Below are 18,503 nucleotides of genomic sequence, written 5' to 3'. Positions count from 1 at the left end.
AATAAAAATTGAATCTTTCTACTCGTCTTCTGGTGGCGGTGGTGGAACATTACCATCATCACCTTCGACTGCCTGTAGATTGTAAAGGGCATCCGATTCGGCAACGGAATCAGGGTTACAGGAAAACAAGACGGTATTCATTACGATGACCAGTACGGCTATTAAGATTTTTTTCATGATTATTGTTTTAAAATCGGGCATACCAATGGCTGTCCGAATTATTGTTTCAGTGAATTTTGCGATGATCGGTCGCTCTTGATTTTAAAGGGGATATCCCTTCTGTCCAGGAAGGGGAAATCTAGATGCGGCAGGTTTCAACCTACTTCCCGGTCGGGTCGAACCCTGTCCACATTGTCGATTTCCATAAGAATGGTTTTCTAGAATTACGATGTTAGCAAAGCATCGCTGTAACCATTCGTTGAACAAAGTAAATAGAAGGGCGGCTTTTGATTATAGACAAAGGGCCGACTTGTGTTAGACAGTTTTTCGACACCCATAAAATCAACGGTTCAGAGCTCTTATCCCGGTAATTTGTCGACAGGAAATTTGTACTTTTAAGGCGATGGATGAGATAAGGATAGAGGAAATTGTTCGTAGGGTATTCGATAAGGCGAAATTCGGATGTGTTTCGCATTCCCGATATGCGTTGTCAAAGTATGTAAGCGATGCAACCGGACTCAGTTCCAAAACCTTGGAAAGGGCCTATGATCGCTATATAAACGGGGATTTGGAACAGGGTAGTCCAAATGCGGACAGTGTTGATCTTTTATGCCGGTACCTAGACTATGAAAACTATGCCGAATATGTGAGCAAGAATGCTTTACCGACCAAGGAAGAGGACAGAGGGGTATCTGATAAGGGTGGCGTTCAAATGAAATGGATACTGTACTTGATCGGTATGACCATCGGGGTATTCTCAATAACATCCTTAGTGCGGATGAACCAAGAACCGAAGTGTATGGTATGGGACCAAACCCATTATAAGGAAGTATCATGCAGTGCGGAACCCTCCTCCCTAAACGGAATGGCCGTAGTACCTTATGACAAATCAAAATTCGTGAATTTGAAAAAGGTTGAGGTAACCATGTCAACCCCATTTTTTTCCGAAGTAAACCAACGGCCCCTAATCTGGTACCATAAAACCAAAGAAGGCGAAATAGAATATTTTACGGCTCCCGGACTTCATCCTGTAACCGGGAAAACGCTCGATGAGATTACACCTTATATTATCCAGAAATATGTGCCCATGCATACGAATCATGAGGATTCTTTTTTAAAGTAAGATGCATCACTAGATGGGTAACGCTATTAGGCACAAGATTTTGGCCTGTGAATGGCGAGGCCACCTCTGGGGCATATTTTTTTGGTGTCTACGGCTTTTTTTGAATAGCAGTCAATTCTATTTGGGATGCTTTTAATCCATCGGATTCCATCGTCACTGTGATTTTCCCGGTTTTCCCGGCAATGGAACGTACGACAACCAAGGCCAAACCATTAAAGGCCTTGCGTTGGGTTGAAGGGAATTCGGTCATATCGGTTGGATCTCCATTATCAGTGGCAATGATCTCTCCTGGTCCTTCCACCTCAAATACTATGGTATTATCGGCTGTCGGTACGATTAAGCCATCGGTATCGGTTAGTTGTATGGTGATAAAGGAGAGGTCTTTTCCATCGGCATAGATTTCATTCCTATCGGCAAGAGCGGCTATTTGGGCAGGTTCCCCTGTGGTTTTTACGGTTGTCTGGGACCAAAAACTCCCTTTTTTATAGGCAACTGCTTTTAATTCCCCCGGCTGGTAGATGACATCGTCCCATCGTAAGCGATAGGTAAAAGCTTCTTTTTTCTTACGTCCCAACGATATTCCATTCAGGAACAGCTCAACTTCATCCCCTGAGGTAAAAACATGTACAGGGGTGGTCTTACCGATACGATCAGGCCAATTCCAATGGGGTAATATATGCACCATGGGCAGATCGGGACGCCATCTAGATTGGTATAGGTAATAGCGGTCTTTGGGAAAGCCTGCCAAATCAATGATCCCATTATACGAATTCCTGGATTCATAATAGGGGGTAGGTTCGCCGAGGTAGTCAAAACCGGTCCATACAAATTCACCCGCAGAGTAGGGGTGCTTGTCCAGGGAGGCAAAGACTTTGTCGGCACTTGAACCGAAATCAACGGCATAAAGTTCGTAGGCACTGACCTGTTTGATGTTGGAGTCACCTCCCATACCATCGCGGATCGGGGAACTGGTCATGTCCGACACGGGAAACAAGTATACCCCACGACTACTCGCGGCAGAAGCTGTTTCGCTACTTAGAATGACTTTGTTGGGGAATTTTTCGTGAAATGGTCCGTATTGGGGTTTGGTCTTTATCCGATCGGTTACGGTGTCAAAAATAGGGTCTTGCCGAATGCCCTCCCCTTGGTAATTGAGACTGATGACATGCATCGCCGAGGCGAACGGCATATCTGATTTTGCCCAATTCATGGCACTGGTCGTTGGCCGGGTGGGGTCCTCGTCCTTGATGATAGCTGACAAGGTTTTTCCAATTGTAGCACCTTCAACATCGGTATATTGCTCTCCCACTTCATTGCCGTAACTCCAAATTACAATGGAAGGGTGGTTTTTATCCCTGCGTACCATGGCCCGGGCATCTGCTTCGTACCAATCGGGGAAAATCAAATGGAAATCGTGGGGTGTCTTTTTTCTCTTCCAGGAGTCGAACACTTCATCAATCACCAAAAACCCCATTTTATCGGTTAATTCCAACAGCTCTGGCGCTGGAGGATTGTGGGCCATTCTGATGGCATTGACCCCCATATCCTTTAAAATACGGAGTTTACGTGCTGCGGCACTGACATTGAAGGCGGCACCGAGGGCACCTAGGTCGTGATGCTCATTGACCCCTTGAAGCTTGATTAATTCGTTATTGACCATAATCCCTTGATTGGGGTCAAATTTTATGTCCCTTATGCCGAAATCGGTTGTATAGGTGTCAATGTCGACCCCATTATGGGAGATATGGGTAATGGCCCTGTAAAGATGGGGTGTCTGTGTAGGTAAAGGCCCCCAAAGTTTTGGGTTTTCCAAGGTGGTAGTAGTGTTTATCGTCGCAGTGTTTCCTGCCTGGATCTTGGTCGTTACCTTTTCCATGACAGCCATTTGCTTCCCAACGGTTCCGTGGTTAATGGTGTATATTTTGGTTATGGTCTCGATTTCGGTATCGAAACCCGAACGATTCTCTACTTGAACCTTTAACCCTATTCTTGCTGATGCCTTGGAAACCTTTGAAGTGGTTACCGTAGTTCCCCAGTGGGCAACATGCACTTTGCTCGTTTTGGTCAGCCATACATTGCGATATAGGCCACCGCCAGGATACCAACGGGCGGAGTGGTTGGGATTGTCCAATCGTATGGCCAATTGATTGATGCCTTCGAAATTGATATGGGGTGTTAGGTCTAATCGAAAGGAATTATAACCATAGGGCCAGCCGCCCACTAAATGTCCGTTTAACCAGACCATGGCATAGGACATGGCTCCGTCGATGTCTAAGTAAATAATTTTGTCCTTATCTGTCTTGTAAATGTCTATTTGTCGTCTATACCAAGCAATGCCGTTACTGGGCAAACGCCCCATGCCACCACCGACCTCGGTGTTAGGGCCCTCTTGAAACGGACCTGCAATGGCCCAATCGTGGGGTAGGGTTACGTTTTCCCATCCATTGTCATCAAAATTGGATTGCAGCAAGGGGAAATCGGTACCGGGATGTCCTTCGGGGCGTGTATGATGTTTTGATGGGTCTTTTATAAAAGCGTTGGCCGTGGGTAAGATGTAAGGTTTTAAGGCTTTTTTAGAGGCTTGAAGTTTCTCGGCTTCCGTGGCAGGGGTATCCGCTGCTTTGCTGTCATTCACAGTGAGAACTTCAGGGCGCAAATCATAAAATAGGCTATCCGCAATTTCCGGTGAGTCATACTTCATGAATTTCCAACCTTCATTTATAGAAATGCGCTCACGATTGAACGATTCGGTAGAGTCTTTACAGCTCATGAACAAAAAACCTATGAGGAATAATAGGACTAAGGGTTTTCTGTTAGGTTTATATCGGTTTTTCATCTTTCTTTTATGCTTATGTATTCTTTTTTCCTTTTCTATGAAGAATATTTAGAAATCAAGTTCCACTAAGATATTGTTTCCCGACCATTTGTAACAATCGGTTGCTTAAAGAATTAAATTTTTTTATATTAAGAAATGGAACCCCGTCATATAATATTGAATGTAACCTAAGCGCAGCCCTGACTTTTGTAGTGGATAGGACGTTTAAAGTTAAATTATAATTTGTTTTAAAGCTGTATATTTGGATTTTACTTTAATCATTTATGGCTTGGTTTTGATTCGAAAAAGAATGACTTTCCAAAAAAAATACTGCATTGCCTAAATTGAATTATTGAATACGATGAAAAAGCCAAAGAAGGAAGTTACCATATATGATATTGCCGAAAAATTGGGTCTAGCCACATCAACAATTTCCAGGGCGTTGAAAGACCATCATAGTATCGGTAAGAAAACTACTGAGAAAGTAAAAAGAACTGCGGAGGAAATGGGTTTTCGTCCCAATATAATGGCCGCTAGTTTGCGTAACAAAAAAACAAGGACCATCGGCGTTCTGATTCCTAGGATCAATAGACCGTTTATGGCATCATTGGTTAGTGGCATCGAAGGGGCCTTACAGAAACAGGGTTATAATGTGATCATCATCCAATCCAACGATTCTTATGAAAATGAGGTAGAGATGATGAAAGTCCTCTATAACAATAGGGTGAGCGGAGTTATTTGTTCCGTAGCCATGGAGACCCAAGAGAATGACCATTTTCAACAATTTTTGGAAAATGGGGTTCCGATAATTTTTGTGGATAGGACACCTAAGGATATTGCTTGTACCCATATCACCATTGATAATTATGCGGCGGGGTACGAGGCTACCGAACACTTAATTGAACAAGGGTGCAAACGCATCGCCCATTTTTCGGGATCTAAATTCAGAATGGTGTACAGCGAACGGGAAAGGGGATATATAGATGCCTTAAAGGATCATGGTTTGAAGGTCGATGCCGATTTGATAATACCCTTTAAAACCTTGAGTTACGAGGAAGCCGAAACGATAACCAGTGACTTGCTTGATTCCAAAAATCCGCCAGACGGAATTTTCGCATCCAATGATACAACGGCAGTGGCTGCGATTCAAGTGGCTAAGAAAAAAAACGTGAAAATACCTCAAGATCTGGCAGTCATCGGCTTCAACAACGATCCTATTTCGAAAATCGTTGATCCCGCCTTATCAACGATTGACCACCCTGCATTTAAAATGGGGGAAACAGCGGCAGAGAAAATCCTAAATCAGCTACAAACCAAGGTGAAGAGTGATTTGAAGGAGTTCACGGTATTGAATACCAAATTGATCATACGGGAATCCTCAAAGCGCAAATAACCCCCCCTATATATTTAAATGATCTCTGTTATTTGGGCACAATGGTCACAATGATCCTTTTGTACCGTGTTAGGGCCGGAGTTCCCTTATCGGTCAACTTAAGGATAAAATGTGCTGTCTCTTTCTTGTCCACTACAGGGGCCGTGATATATGCTCCATGTGCATTTTCTGCCCCATTGATCTTAATCTCTTTCTTGTAAGATCCAGCCTCTGGATAGTTGAACCACAGGAAACTGAGATTGTCCCCATCGGGATCGGTTGACTGACTGGCATCCAAACCAAAACCTTCGCCGGATTTTACCGTTATGCGATCGGGATGGCTTAGTACAGGTACCGGTGCATGGTTGGCTTCGTTGTAAGAACTTAAGCACCAATCCATACGTGCGGCAAAATCATTCTGGAAGTCCTCACGCCAGCGGGCAAGGGTTATTTTAAAATCGTCGAATGTAACGGTATCCTTTTTTACCGCCCTACCATATGCGCTGGGTATATATGGGGTGTAATGGTCGTTGGCATTCGTATATATCTCCCTTGTCTCCGGTGCAATTGGGACAATGGAGCCCCCTTTTTTCGTTTTTGAGAAATCGGGTTTATACAATTCGTATCGTCCTCCCCAAGCCCCCCATTCCGGATGTTCCGGACTGTTGAGTCCGTTCGGTATCAACGATAGGAATGAAGGTGTGTCACCTTCAACACCCCAAGATACATCTGGATATTCAGTACCTAGGGGGCCATGACCCTGTTGTATGTTATCGGCTATCCAAGTGTTGGTAATCACCTCATTGTTCAAACCCTTGAAGAAGCTATTGATGCCCGTCCATGTGGCACTGGCATAATGATCGCCCGGACTTACAACAAAGAAGAGATCGGGAAAATTGTCGCGGATCCAAATACCACTGTCGTCCTGGTCGGAAATTGTGTAAACCCTCAGTTTTGAGATCAGTTTGGCAGCTTGCTTTTTAGACTTTGTCTTTTGGATCTTGTAAAGCGATTGTGCTAGGGTGTTCGCACCGCCCCACGCTGATATCCATAGGGGTCGATCATCATCTTCCTCTAAGACTTTAATGATCCAATCCGACCCTTCGGAATCTTGGTCTTTGCCAACGCCGAGCATTCCATATTTGGGCAGGCCACTTTTTACTAGGGATAGGAGTTCTTTCTCCGACGGAAATCCCTTTTCGTGTTTTTCAAGGTTGGGGTGCACTTTTCCGTAAGCGTGTATGACCTTTTCAATAAATTTTGGGTCAACACTTGTTTTATGCCAGCAGGATGTTGTGGCGACCATCCCTTTGATATCTATTTGGTTCGAATACAATAATAAGCGAACAAAAGATTGGGTATCATCGGGGTCAGCTTCGATATCCGATAGAATAATGACCCTATTTTTCTGAGGGGTCTGGGCCGTAAGGGATTGTACGAAAGACAATCCAATGATTGCGGTAAAAACGAAAAGAATTCTCATGAATATGGTATTTGTTTTATTATTTCCTTATTGTTCCTTAATGCAAAATGGTGATGCCGGTAAGCCTTCCTTGTTATATAAATTAGGATTGTCCGGATTGTCTGCCCAAGCATAGCGAACGTACTTCGGTGTGGGAATGTCATCATTCCACACTACGACCTTATCGCCTTCTATTTTGGCCTTTGCCCAAATAAATTGCCCGTCTTCTCCGGCTATGGCGAATTCACTCAAGGCTTTGTTGTCATTCGTGGTTAACCCACTGCCGGTATGATCGAATGTAATGATTACTTTATTTTCTTTAATTTCATGTTCCTTGTACAGAGGACCCGAGTATACAAGGTCTTCGTTGTAGGCCAATTTTAATCCGGCTAATGCCATGCGCTCCCCGACATCCTTTTTATTGTCCGGGTGGATATCGTTCCATTCCCCTAAATCGATATTGACCGTCATGGCCGTGTTGGGAACCGAAAGCGCCTTGAATTGTGATTCCCTCAGCTCGGCCCAATCGCTTTCACAAGGCAAGTAGGATACCTCCATGAAATTTGGAAGCTGTGCATAGATAAAGGGTAGGTCAGGGGAATCGAAGACCTGTCGCCAACTTCCTATCAAAGCGCGCATATAACCTTCGTATCTTTCGGGTTGTCCGGCATTACTTTCTCCCTGATACCAAAGAACACCTTTTAGGGGGGATTGAGTAAAGGGCGCCACCATGGCATTGAATAGGGCAGTAGGTTCGTTCTGTGGGTTTATTTTTCTAATCGTAGGGTCCTCTGTATTTTTTGGAAAGGTAGATTCTTGGGGTTTGAATACCTCCCCAACTTTATAATCCCAATACCCTTTTAGGTCTACCGTATCCTTGTCAGTGAAAATACAGTAAGGTTTAACGGTAACAAAACCGCCTTTATGATTATAGTTGGTTACTCGGATCACAAACGTATTTTTACCGGCTTTCAGAAGGTTTTCAGGAACGGTATAGCGTCTTTGCGGATATTGATAGGTCGTTTTTCCGACCATTGTGCCATTAATGTACAGCTCATCCGCATCAACGATCCGACCTAGAAATACACGTGCTTTTTTCCCTACCATGGATGGGGGAATCTCGATTTCCCTGCGATACCAGACCACGCCATTCAGGTCTTTGATACCTTGGTCTTCCCAATAACCGGGAATATTGATCTTTCGCCAGTTTTTGGGTGTAAAAGTAACATCGTACCAGGTTTTCTCCCCGCTTAAACCCTTGTCCAATGGTATTGGGGATGATTCCTTGTCCTGTTTAGGGAATGCTATTTTTTGACGATTAACAAAGGCCGTATCCTTATTTTCCGCAATTATTTTCTGGATATCGGGGTAGGTCTTGAATCCCTCTTCAGCGATCCAGGCTTCAATAGGTGTGCCCCCTACACTGGCGTTGATCAACCCAATCGGAATATGGTATTTTTCATATATTTTTTTGGCAAAAAAGTAGGCAACTGCCGAGAAAGGCCGTACTTCCTTTCCAAAGGCCTTTTGCCAATTACCGCCTTCCAGATCATCCTGAACCCCCGATAAACTGGTTGCCCTAGGTACTGCGTAATGCCGTATTTCTGGATAATTGGCCGTCTTTATTTCATCGGCATATCGCACATCATGGATATTCAATTGATGTACCATGTTCGATTGCCCAGAGCACAACCAAACATCCCCGATCAGGATATCCTTGATTTCTATACGGTTCTTACCGGAAACGATCATGGTATATGGTCCGCCAGCTTTCATTTTGGGCAATTTCAAATTCCATGTGCCATCATTCGTAGTCTTGGTCTTATATTGCCTGTTGTTGAAATGAACGGTTACTTTTTCATTGGGACTGGCCCAACCCCATACCGGGATTTTTGTATCCCTTTGTAATACCACGCCATCACTTATTAATTTAGGGAGTTTGATCTGGGCAATTAGCGTATGGGATAGTAAGAATGTCAATGCGACAATAAAAACCTGTAATCTGTTCATTATACTATAATTAGTTTATGGTAATTGTTGTTTTGGCCATTGTTGGGGCACCCAATTCAGAACTTCGTTCCATCGGACTTGAACCCCCGATGAATATGTTGAACTCACCCGATTCTATACTGCGTGAGCCATCATTATGAACGATCATGAAATCTTCCGGGGTCAATTCAAATGTCAGGTTGGTAGATATGCCGGGTTCCAATTTGATTCGCTTGGTATGTATAAGTTGAAAATTGGGAACGGCGACCGTTGCTTCCAAATCCGATATATATACCTGAACCACTTCATCGGATGCTATGTTGCCTGAATTGGTAACCTTGACCTCGACAGTAAGGTTTTCCGTTTTGACGATTGAAGGGGACGACGCTTTTATGCCATCATAGGTGAATGTTGTATAGCTTAAGCCAAATCCGAACGGGTACATGGGATCCTCATCCATATATTTATACGTTCTTCCCTTCATGGAATAATCATCAAAAGCAGGTATCTGGTCCAAGGATTTAGGGAATGTAATAGGGAGTCTTCCTGAAGGGGATATCTTTCCGAAAAGAATATCCGCAACCGCCGTACCTCCCTCTTCACCGGGGTACCAGGCAAATAGGACAGCATCGGATAAAGCCTCCACTTCTTGAAGGTTTATGGGACTTCCGCTTGTTATTACCGTTACGATCGGCTTTTTGTCCTCAGGATTTTGGTCTGCTCTTTCCCTTAATTCCCTTAAATACGCAATCTGGTTCTCCGGGAGGTCATAATCCAATCTATCTCCGGCGGTGTTGGAATCCAAGGAATCCCCTTCTTCACCCTCGATTTGACTGGAAACTCCCAAGACCACTATGGTCACATCACTGTTCCCTGCATGTCCGGTAGCGTAGTTAATGGGGTTTATCGATGGTTTATTGAGCATGGCCCCCAGGCGATACTGCAATTGACTGGTGGGACGTATCGCGGCGCTAATTCCCTCTAAAATGGTAACCATATTGGGGTTGACACCATAATAATTACCTAAAAGTATTTCCACACTTGCGGCATTGGGACCTGTTACGAAATATTTTGATAGGTCGTTTCGTAAAGGCAGCACACCATTATTTTTTAAAAGCACCATGCTTTTTTGGGCAACTTCCTTGGACAAGGCCCTATGGGCTTCACTATTGACCACATCAAATGGGATGTTATCATAAGGATTGCTTCCTTTGGGATCGAACAAGCCCAGTTTAAACCTTGTTTTTAAAACGATGGCCAATTGCGCATCAATGTCCGCTTCGGTTATCAATCCTTCCTTAACGGCATCACCCAAAGAGGAATAGGTACTTCCACAGTTAAGGCTAATACCGCTTTTTATGGCCAAGGCGGCGGCTTCGGCGGGTGTTTTAACCCGGCCATGCCCCCCTTCGTTGGGTTGTTTGTATAAATCGACCAAAGCACCACAATCAGTGAGCACATGTCCTTTAAAATTCCATTCATTCCGTAAAACATCGGTAATGAGATAGTTGTTTGAACAGCAAGGTTCACCGTTTGTACTGTTATACGCGCACATAACTGCTTCAACATCAACATCGACCAATGCCTTAAAGGCCGGTAGATACGTTTCCCATAAATCTCTCGGACCCACTTCCGCATTGAATTGATGCCTCATTTTTTCCGGACCACTGTGTACGGCAAAATGTTTGGCACAGGCAGCGGTTTTTAAATAATTCGGGTTGTCACCCTGTAGCCCTTTTACAAAGGCTTGTCCTAATATTGCCGTCAAATAGGGGTCTTCCCCGTACGTTTCTTGGCCGCGCCCCCATCTAGGATCCCTAAAAATATTGATGTTGGGGGTCCAAAAGGTTAATCCATTATATTGTATGTTGTATCCTTTTTCGTTCGTGGCATTGTATATGGCCCTCGCTTCATCAGAAATGGCCGAAGACACCCTAAAGGCTAAATCGGTATCAAAAGTGGCCCCTAGGCCAATGGCTTGCGGAAAAACCGTTGCAGCCGTAGAGCGGCCGACACCATGGAGGGCTTCATTCCAATAGTCATATGCCGGAATACCCAAGCGCTTTATTTCAGGTGTACCATTCATCATTTGGCCGATCTTTTCTTCAAGCGTTAATCTTGACAGTAAATCCTGTACCCGTTCATCCAAGGAAAGCGAAGTATTGCGAAAGGCAAGGGTGTCACTTTGTAAAACATCTGCGTCTGGGGTTGTTGCCGAGGGATTGTTCTTTTTATTCCCACAAGCGCCCATACCTAAAATGAGTAGGGCATAAAATATGGTTGTTGCGATTTGTTTTTTCATGATTGTTGGTTGTTTTGGTTACGATGTGATCTTGATTTATAAAGTTAATTCACTCAAATATTTTTAATTTTAAATGGATTGTTATAGTTTTACGCAACCGATTGCAAATTATGTATTATTTCTTATTTCCACAATTATTATGGAAAATATTATGAAATAATCATTTATGGTCAGAATTTGTTTAAAATTGGTAATAGGTATAAAATTAGCTGAATTGGTTGTTATGAAGAAATTGGATTTTATAAAGTATTGTTTCGTTTCATTATTCTTGCTTTTATCTGTTTTAAATACCTATGCCAATGATGGTTATAAATTGTGGTTGCAGTATCGTTTGATAGAGGGCGAGGGCTTGAGAGAATCGTATCGATCCAATATTCAGGAATTGGTTCCGTTAGGGGATTCCAAAACCATAGAAATCGCTTTGAATGAATTGCAGGTGGGATTAAAGGGTATGTTGGGGCAGGAGTATTTGTCCGTCGAAAGGGAATCTATAAAAAACAGTCTGGTATTCGGACGAAAGGAAAATCTACCCCAAACGATCATCGGTTTCTTTGATAAGGGGTACCATCAAATAAACCAGGAAGGTTTTATCATTAGATCCATTACTGTAAAAGGGAAGAAACAGCTAGTGATTACAGGGAAAACCGATGTGGGCGTATTATATGGGGTGCATCATTTTTTAAGGTTGTTACAGACAAATCAGGCTATTGGAAAACTAAACATCGTGGATTCCCCAAAACTTAAGGTCAGGGTACTGAATCATTGGGATAATCTGGATAGAACCGTAGAAAGGGGGTATTCCGGTGGCTCCATTTGGGATTGGCATCGCTTACCCGATTTTATCGACCAGCGTTATATCGATTATGCACGGGCCAATGCATCAATAGGTATCAATGGAACCGTTTTAACGAATGTGAACGCCAATGCACTCATTTTAACGCCCCAGTATATAGAAAAAGTAAAGGTCTTGGCCGATGTGTTTCGGCCCTACGGTATCAAGGTGTACCTTACGGCCCGGTTTTCGGCCCCTATCGAGATTGGTGGGCTGAAAACGGCGGACCCCTTGGATGCCGAGGTTATTTCCTGGTGGAAGGGTAAAGCAGCGCGTATTTATGCTGAAATTCCCGACTTTGGTGGATTTTTGGTAAAGGCAAATTCAGAAGGACAACCAGGACCCCAAAATTATGGGAGAAATCACGTTGATGGGGCCAATATGTTGGCCGATGCCGTAGCCCCCTTTGGAGGGATTATTATGTGGAGGGCCTTTGTATATGCCGAAAATTCATCGGATGATAGGGCCAAGGAAGCTTATTCCGAATTTGTCCCGTATGATGGTCAGTTTAAGGATAATGTTCTTGTGCAAGTAAAAAATGGTCCCATCGATTTCCAACCTCGGGAGCCTTTTCACCCCATGTTCGGGGCCATGCCCAAAACGCCTTTAATGATCGAGTTTCAAATCACACAGGAGTATTTAGGTTGTAGTACACATTCCGTGTTTCTTTCCACCCTGTTTGAGGAGGTGTTAGCATCGGATACGGACAGAAAATGTAAAGGTTCTACGGTAGCCAAGGTTATTGATGGGTCACTTTCTAATAAGAAATTAACGGGAATGGCCGGAGTGAGCAATATCGGTACGGATAGAAACTGGACCGGGAATGTGTTTTTACAGGCCAATTGGTATAGCTTTGGCCGTTTGGCATGGAACCCATATATGAAATCCGCCGACATAGCGGATGAATGGATAAGAGCTACTTTTTCTAATGACAAAGCCTTTGTGCAGCCCGTAAAAGCCTTTATGCTGCAATCAAGGGAAGCCACGGTAAATTATATGACGCCATTGGGCTTACACCATATTATGGCGGCAGGGCACCATTATGGCCCGGGACCATGGGTCGATATTTTCGAGAGGGCGGAATGGAATTCGGTTTATTTTCATAAGGCCGACACTTTGGGTGTTGGATTTGATAGAAGTACTACAGGAAGTAATGCCGTAGGCCAATATGCCCCTGAAGTGGCCCGTATGTTCAATGATATCAATACCTGTCCGGAAGAATATTTATTGTGGTTCCACCATGTACCTTGGAATTATAGATTAAAGAACGGGCAATCGCTCTGGAATGGGATGGCATTAAAATACCAAGAGGGTGTTGATACGGTGGCGGCTATGGTCAAAACATGGAGTAGCCTAGAGGGTTATGTGGATTCCCAACGTTTTAACGAAATGAATATGTTATTGGACATTCAATATAAAGAGGCAAAATGGTGGCGGGATTCCTGCTTGTTGTATTTTCAGCGATTTTCCAAAATGGAATTGCCCGAAGGGGTCGAAAAACCAACCCGGACATTGGAATATTTTCAATCCCTGGAGTTTCCTTTTGCACCAGGACATCACTAAAAAAATAAAGTTTACAATAGAATAATTTATAGAATAGATGGGTAAAACAGCAATAGTCACCGGAGGAGGTTCTGGTTTAGGTTTTGCAACTGCAACAAAATTTTGCAAGAATGGTATTAAGACGTATATCGTTGGTATGAATGAGGAACAAACCAAGGAAGCTTGTCTTGAACTTGGTAAGAACGCCGTTCCTGTAATTTTCGATTTAACGAATCTGGAAGGTATTCCTGCGATGATCCAGGAAATAGCCACGGATGGTGCCATAGATATATTGGTGAACAATGCGGGTATTAATATGAAAAAAGAATTCATTGATGTAACCGATGAGGAGTTTTTTAAAATCATCCAATTGAATGTCTTGAGCATTTTTGCCGTAAGTAGGGAGGTTGTCAAGGTGATGAAAGAACATAGTGGCGGGTGTATCGTTAATATTAGCTCTATGGCCTCACAGTACGGCATTCCAAAAGTAATCGCCTATACCGCAAGTAAGGGCGCCATTGAGGCAATGACCAGGGCCATGGCCGTTGATTTGGCAAAATATGGTGTACGGGTGAATTGTGTGGCACCTGGATTTATAAAAACCAAAATGTCAGAGAAGGCATTCAGTGATGAACCCCAAAGGAGGGATAAAGTATTGGATAGGACACCGATGGGCATTTTAGGGACCCCATGCGATATTGCGGATGCCGTCTATTTTTATGCCAATAATGAATCAAAATTCGTTACCGGTACCATTCTTCCTGTAGATGGGGGAAATAGTATCGGATTCTAAATAGCGGAAAAATGAAACACATGCAACAAACAATGCGCTGGTTTGGTCCTAATGACGCTATATCCCTAACGGATATTCGGCAATGTGGTGTTTCAGGAATCGTAACGGCCTTACATGAAATCCCTGTTGGGGATATTTGGACGGTAGATGCGATTCAAGAACGCCAGCAGACCATAAGGAATGCAGGTATGGAATGGACGGTAGTCGAGAGCCTGCCGGTGCACGAAGACATTAAAAAAGCAAATGGGGCAAGTTTAAGGTATATCGAAAATTATAAAATCAGCTTAAACAACCTGGCCGCTTGTGGCATTAAGGTGGTGACCTACAACTTTATGCCCATTTTGGATTGGGTGCGTACCGATCATGCGTTTAAGAATCCCGATGGCAGTAAAGCGTTGCGCTATGATCAAGTTGCTTTTAACTACTTTGATCTCTTTTTGTTAAAAAGGCCCGGGGTTGAAAACGATTATTCCGATGAGGAAAAACAAATGGCCCTTGACTACGGAAATACCCTTTCACAAGATGACAAGGATTTGTTGTTTAAAAATGTACTTCTTGGGTTGCCAGGCAGTAAAGTGAATTTTACTAGGGATCAAATTTTGGAATTGCTCGAAAATTACAAGGATATTGACAACCATGCGCTAAGGACCAACTTAATCCATTTTTTGTCCGAAGTTGCCCCAGTTGCCGAGGTGTTGGGTATAAAACTGGCCATTCACCCAGACGACCCACCATTTTCGGTTATGGGACTACCTAGGGTCGTTAGTACCCAGGAGGACTTAAATCGTATTTTTAATGCTGTTCCCTTGAATGCGAACGGACTATGTTATTGTACAGGTTCTTTGGGTGCGGAACCCCATAATGATTTGGAGAAGATCATTGATGACCATGGAGACCGAATTCATTTCTTGCATCTGAGAAACGTAAAAAGGGATTCCAAGGATATTTTTAGGGAGGCCGAACATCTCAATGGGGATAATCCGATTGAAAGCATCATGGAAAAATTGGTGCTACTGATGCAAAAAAGGAATGTTGCCTTGCCACTTCGCCCCGATCATGGATTTCTGCATACCATAGAGGAAGGAAAAGAACAATACCCCGGCTACTCACTAGTGGGAAGACTTAAAGGACTTGCTGAATTGAGAGGTTTGGAAATGGGGATTCAATATAGATTGAAACACACGCAAAATTAGATTGAAAACTACAAATGATGGCTTTAAAAAATACATGGATTTCCGTCTCGGCATTCTTACTACTTGTTGTAACACTAGGTAATGCCCAAACCATTGATTCCCAAAAATATGTTGTCAACACAGCTTCCTCGGAACGTTTTCCATTGGCGTCCAACGAAAACGTAGCATCAATAGTGGTCGATCAAGATGATTTCCCAGGGGTAGTACGTGTTGCCGGTCATCTTCAGAATGACCTTCAAAAAGTCACAGGTATTTTACCTACGGTCTTTAACGGTATGGCACAAACCGAAGATTATTTGGTCATTATCGGGACACTGGGAAAAAGTGCTATCATCGATCAATGGGCAAAAGAAGGTAAAATAGATGCCGCCCGACTTCAGGGAAAACGGGAAAAATTCACCACCCAAATTGTTGACAATCCTATGGCCGGTGTGCAAAAAGCCTTGGTTATTGCCGGTTCGGACAAACGGGGAACCATTTATGGCATATATGATCTTTCTTCCCAAATTGGGGTCTCACCCTGGTATTTTTGGGCGGACGTTCCTGTTCGAAAGCAATCGGAATTACACGTGCTTCCCGGTGTGCACACCTTAGGGGAGCCTAAAGTCAAGTATAGGGGGTTCTTTATCAATGACGAGGCACCTGCATTGACAGGGTGGGTCTATGAACGCTATGGGGACTTTAATGCCAAATTCTATGAAAAGGTTTTTGAACTTATTCTTAGGATGAAAGGGAATTATTTGTGGCCGGCCATGTGGCCCCCAAGAAAGTTTAATGTGGATGATCCCCAAAATGCCATTTTAGCGGATGAATACGGCATTGTTATGGGAACATCCCACCACGAACCTTTAACACGTGCCCATGCTGAATGGAATACATCTTTAGGGAAATGGGACTATGCTTCCAATGCCAAAGGATTACAGGAATTCTGGAAAGGCGGTATGGAACGTATGGGGGATAAGGAGACCCTTGTGACCATTGGAATGCGCGGTGATGGTGATGAGGCTTTAAGTGAGGAAACGGCAACAGATCTACTGGAAACGATCGTCAAAGACCAGCGTAAGATCATTGCTGAGGTTACCGGGAAACCCGCAGAGGAAACACCCCAGATATGGGCGCTATATAAAGAGGTCCAGGATTATTATGATAAGGGGATGCGGGTGCCAGACGATGTAACATTGCTACTTTGTGATGATAACTGGGGAAATCTCAGAAAACTTCCGGGGTTGGATGATGCACCGCGTAAAGGGGGTTATGGTATTTATTATCATTTCGATTATGTGGGGGGTCCCAGAAATTATAAATGGTTGAACACCAACCAAATTGAACGCACCTGGGAGCAGATGCACCTAGCTTATGAACATGGGGTGGATAAGGTCTGGATCGTAAATGTGGGGGATATCAAGCCCATGGAATTTCCAATACAATTCTTCTTTGACTATGCTTGGGACCCTGATCGATGGAATGCCGATAACCTACAGGATTATTACCGTATTTGGGCAAATGATGTATTCGGGGGAATTGAGACCGATGCTATTGCCGATATCATGAAAAAATACACCAAATACAATGCTAGACGAAAGCATGAGTTGATCGATCCCTCGACCTATAGTTTAATCGATTATCGAGAGGCCGATGCCATTGTTGAAAATTATAAGACACTTGGAAGGAAAGCACAAGGCATATACGATCAACTTCCCGAGGAATATAAGGACGCCTATTACCAGTTAGTGCTTTTTCAGGTTTTGGCAAGTGCCAATCTTAACGAACTTTACGTAGCAGCTGCCAAGAACAATTGGTATGCCGAACAGGGTAGGGCATTGACAAATGAGTATGCGAATAAGGTAAAAGCGTTGTTTGATAAGGATATGGAACTGACCGACTATTACCATAATGAAATGGCGGATGGTAAATGGAACCACATGATGTCACAAACCCATATCGGTTATAAAATTTGGCAAGAACCGAAAACCAATGCGATTCCGGAGACCAAGACGATTGACATACCCAAAACATCGGATATGGGTGTGGCTGTGGAAGGTTCTAAAGAATGGTGGCCAAATGCATCCGATGAAGCGATTCTGCCCACTTTTACTTCCTTTGAAAACAACACTTTTTATGTCGATGTCTTTAATCGGGGAACTGAGCCTTTCAATTATAAAATCAAGTCCAAATCGGATTGGATTGTCTTTTCCCAAACAAAGGGTAGTGTTGATAAACAGCAAAGGATAGAAGTAAACATAGATTGGGAAAAAGCACCAAAGGGAACCAACAAAACATTCTTTACGATAAAGGCGAATAAAAAATCCATCCCGGTTTATGTGCAAACAAATAATGTGGATATCGATGGAGCAAAAGGTTTTATCGAGGGTAATGGTTTTATAGCTATCGATGCGGATCATTTTTCAACTACCTATGAGCCTGAACCTTTCTCGTGGAAAGTGGTCGATAATTTAGGTAAGACCGGGTCGTCTATAATTTCGTTGCCCATTAAAAAAGGAAGGGTTGTTTTAAGTGAAACCTCCCCTAGGGTGTCTTATGACGTGCACTTTAGGACGAAGGGAAAAGTGAAGGTGCATGTGCTGTTTTCACCGACCATCAATTATGCCACACGGGAAGGTATGTATTATGGCCTGTCATTCGATGGGGAAGATCCCGTGCGTATCAATTACGACTCAGATCCTAATATTTTTAATTATAACGGGAAGGTCCCCAGCAATTGGCATGCGAATGTCGCTGATAATATTAAAGTGATTACCACGGAATTTGAAATCAATGATGCGGGTAACCATACTTTGAATTACTTTAGGGTTGACGAAGGCTTGGTACTTCAAAGGATTATTATAGAAACAGAGAACAGTCAATTGAAAGAGACTTATTTAGGTCCACCTGAAAGTTTCAGGGCTCAATAAAGCTATTAT

General features: G+C 43.3%; 11 protein-coding genes. 6 read left to right on the top strand and 5 right to left on the bottom strand.

Annotated elements, in window-relative coordinates:
• Positions 1–18: 18 nt before the first annotated feature.
• Complete coding sequence (locus GJ691_RS05270; protein WP_154364508.1) at positions 19–177, bottom strand: hypothetical protein; 159 nt, start codon at positions 175–177, stop codon at positions 19–21.
• Positions 178–562: 385 nt separating this feature from the next.
• On the opposite strand from GJ691_RS05270, the gene GJ691_RS05265 reads away from it, so the two are divergent.
• Positions 563–1,282 carry a hypothetical protein gene (locus GJ691_RS05265; RefSeq protein ID WP_154364506.1) on the top strand — a complete coding sequence of 240 codons (720 nt, stop codon included), beginning with the start codon at positions 563–565 and terminating at the stop codon, positions 1,280–1,282.
• Between the two features lie 88 nt (positions 1,283–1,370).
• Here the strand turns inward: GJ691_RS05265 and galB are convergent, their stop codons facing one another.
• Positions 1,371–4,052, bottom strand: coding sequence for a beta-galactosidase GalB (galB, locus tag GJ691_RS05260; protein ID WP_246200120.1), 2,682 nt, complete (start codon positions 4,050–4,052; stop codon positions 1,371–1,373).
• 406 nt (positions 4,053–4,458) lie between these two features.
• On the opposite strand from galB, the gene GJ691_RS05255 reads away from it, so the two are divergent.
• The gene (locus tag GJ691_RS05255) at positions 4,459–5,490 is read left to right on the top strand and encodes a LacI family DNA-binding transcriptional regulator (protein ID WP_154364501.1); all 1,032 of its coding nucleotides are present in this window, start codon (positions 4,459–4,461) and stop codon (positions 5,488–5,490) included.
• Between the two features lie 28 nt (positions 5,491–5,518).
• On the opposite strand, the gene GJ691_RS05250 is transcribed toward GJ691_RS05255, so the two are convergent.
• The 3 genes from GJ691_RS05250 to GJ691_RS05240 are packed head-to-tail and all read right to left on the bottom strand — an operon-like array spanning position 5,519 to position 11,222.
• The gene (locus GJ691_RS05250; protein WP_154364499.1) at positions 5,519–6,952 is read right to left on the bottom strand and encodes a nucleoside hydrolase-like domain-containing protein; all 1,434 of its coding nucleotides are present in this window, start codon (positions 6,950–6,952) and stop codon (positions 5,519–5,521) included.
• A gap of 27 nt (positions 6,953–6,979) precedes the next feature.
• Complete coding sequence (locus GJ691_RS05245; protein WP_154364496.1) at positions 6,980–8,941, bottom strand: sialate O-acetylesterase; 1,962 nt, start codon at positions 8,939–8,941, stop codon at positions 6,980–6,982.
• 10 nt (positions 8,942–8,951) lie between these two features.
• Positions 8,952–11,222 carry a glycoside hydrolase family 3 C-terminal domain-containing protein gene (locus tag GJ691_RS05240; RefSeq protein ID WP_246200119.1) on the bottom strand — a complete coding sequence of 757 codons (2,271 nt, stop codon included), beginning with the start codon at positions 11,220–11,222 and terminating at the stop codon, positions 8,952–8,954.
• A 223-nt stretch (positions 11,223–11,445) separates the two neighbouring features.
• On the opposite strand from GJ691_RS05240, the gene GJ691_RS05235 reads away from it, so the two are divergent.
• From GJ691_RS05235 to GJ691_RS05220, 4 genes are read left to right on the top strand one after another with little or no spacing between them, the layout of a single operon-like run.
• Positions 11,446–13,617 (top strand): alpha-glucuronidase family glycosyl hydrolase, encoded by a 2,172-nt coding sequence (locus tag GJ691_RS05235; protein ID WP_154364494.1) that lies wholly within the window; start codon positions 11,446–11,448, stop codon positions 13,615–13,617.
• Between the two features lie 37 nt (positions 13,618–13,654).
• Positions 13,655–14,389 (top strand): SDR family NAD(P)-dependent oxidoreductase, encoded by a 735-nt coding sequence (locus GJ691_RS05230; RefSeq protein ID WP_154364492.1) that lies wholly within the window; start codon positions 13,655–13,657, stop codon positions 14,387–14,389.
• Between the two features lie 20 nt (positions 14,390–14,409).
• Positions 14,410–15,582, top strand: coding sequence for a mannonate dehydratase (gene uxuA / locus GJ691_RS05225; RefSeq protein WP_154364752.1), 1,173 nt, complete (start codon positions 14,410–14,412; stop codon positions 15,580–15,582).
• A gap of 14 nt (positions 15,583–15,596) precedes the next feature.
• Entirely contained in the window at positions 15,597–18,494 is a 2,898-nt protein-coding gene (locus GJ691_RS05220; protein ID WP_154364491.1) for a glycosyl hydrolase 115 family protein, read from the top strand.
• Positions 18,495–18,503 lie beyond the last annotated feature (9 nt).

Source organism: Maribacter luteus (assembly GCF_009674825.1).
In the GTDB taxonomy this organism is placed as follows: Bacteria; Bacteroidota; Bacteroidia; order Flavobacteriales; family Flavobacteriaceae; genus Maribacter_A; species Maribacter_A luteus.
The sequence above is the reverse complement of the archived record's forward strand: the minus strand, read 5'-3'. Positions and strand labels throughout refer to the sequence as shown.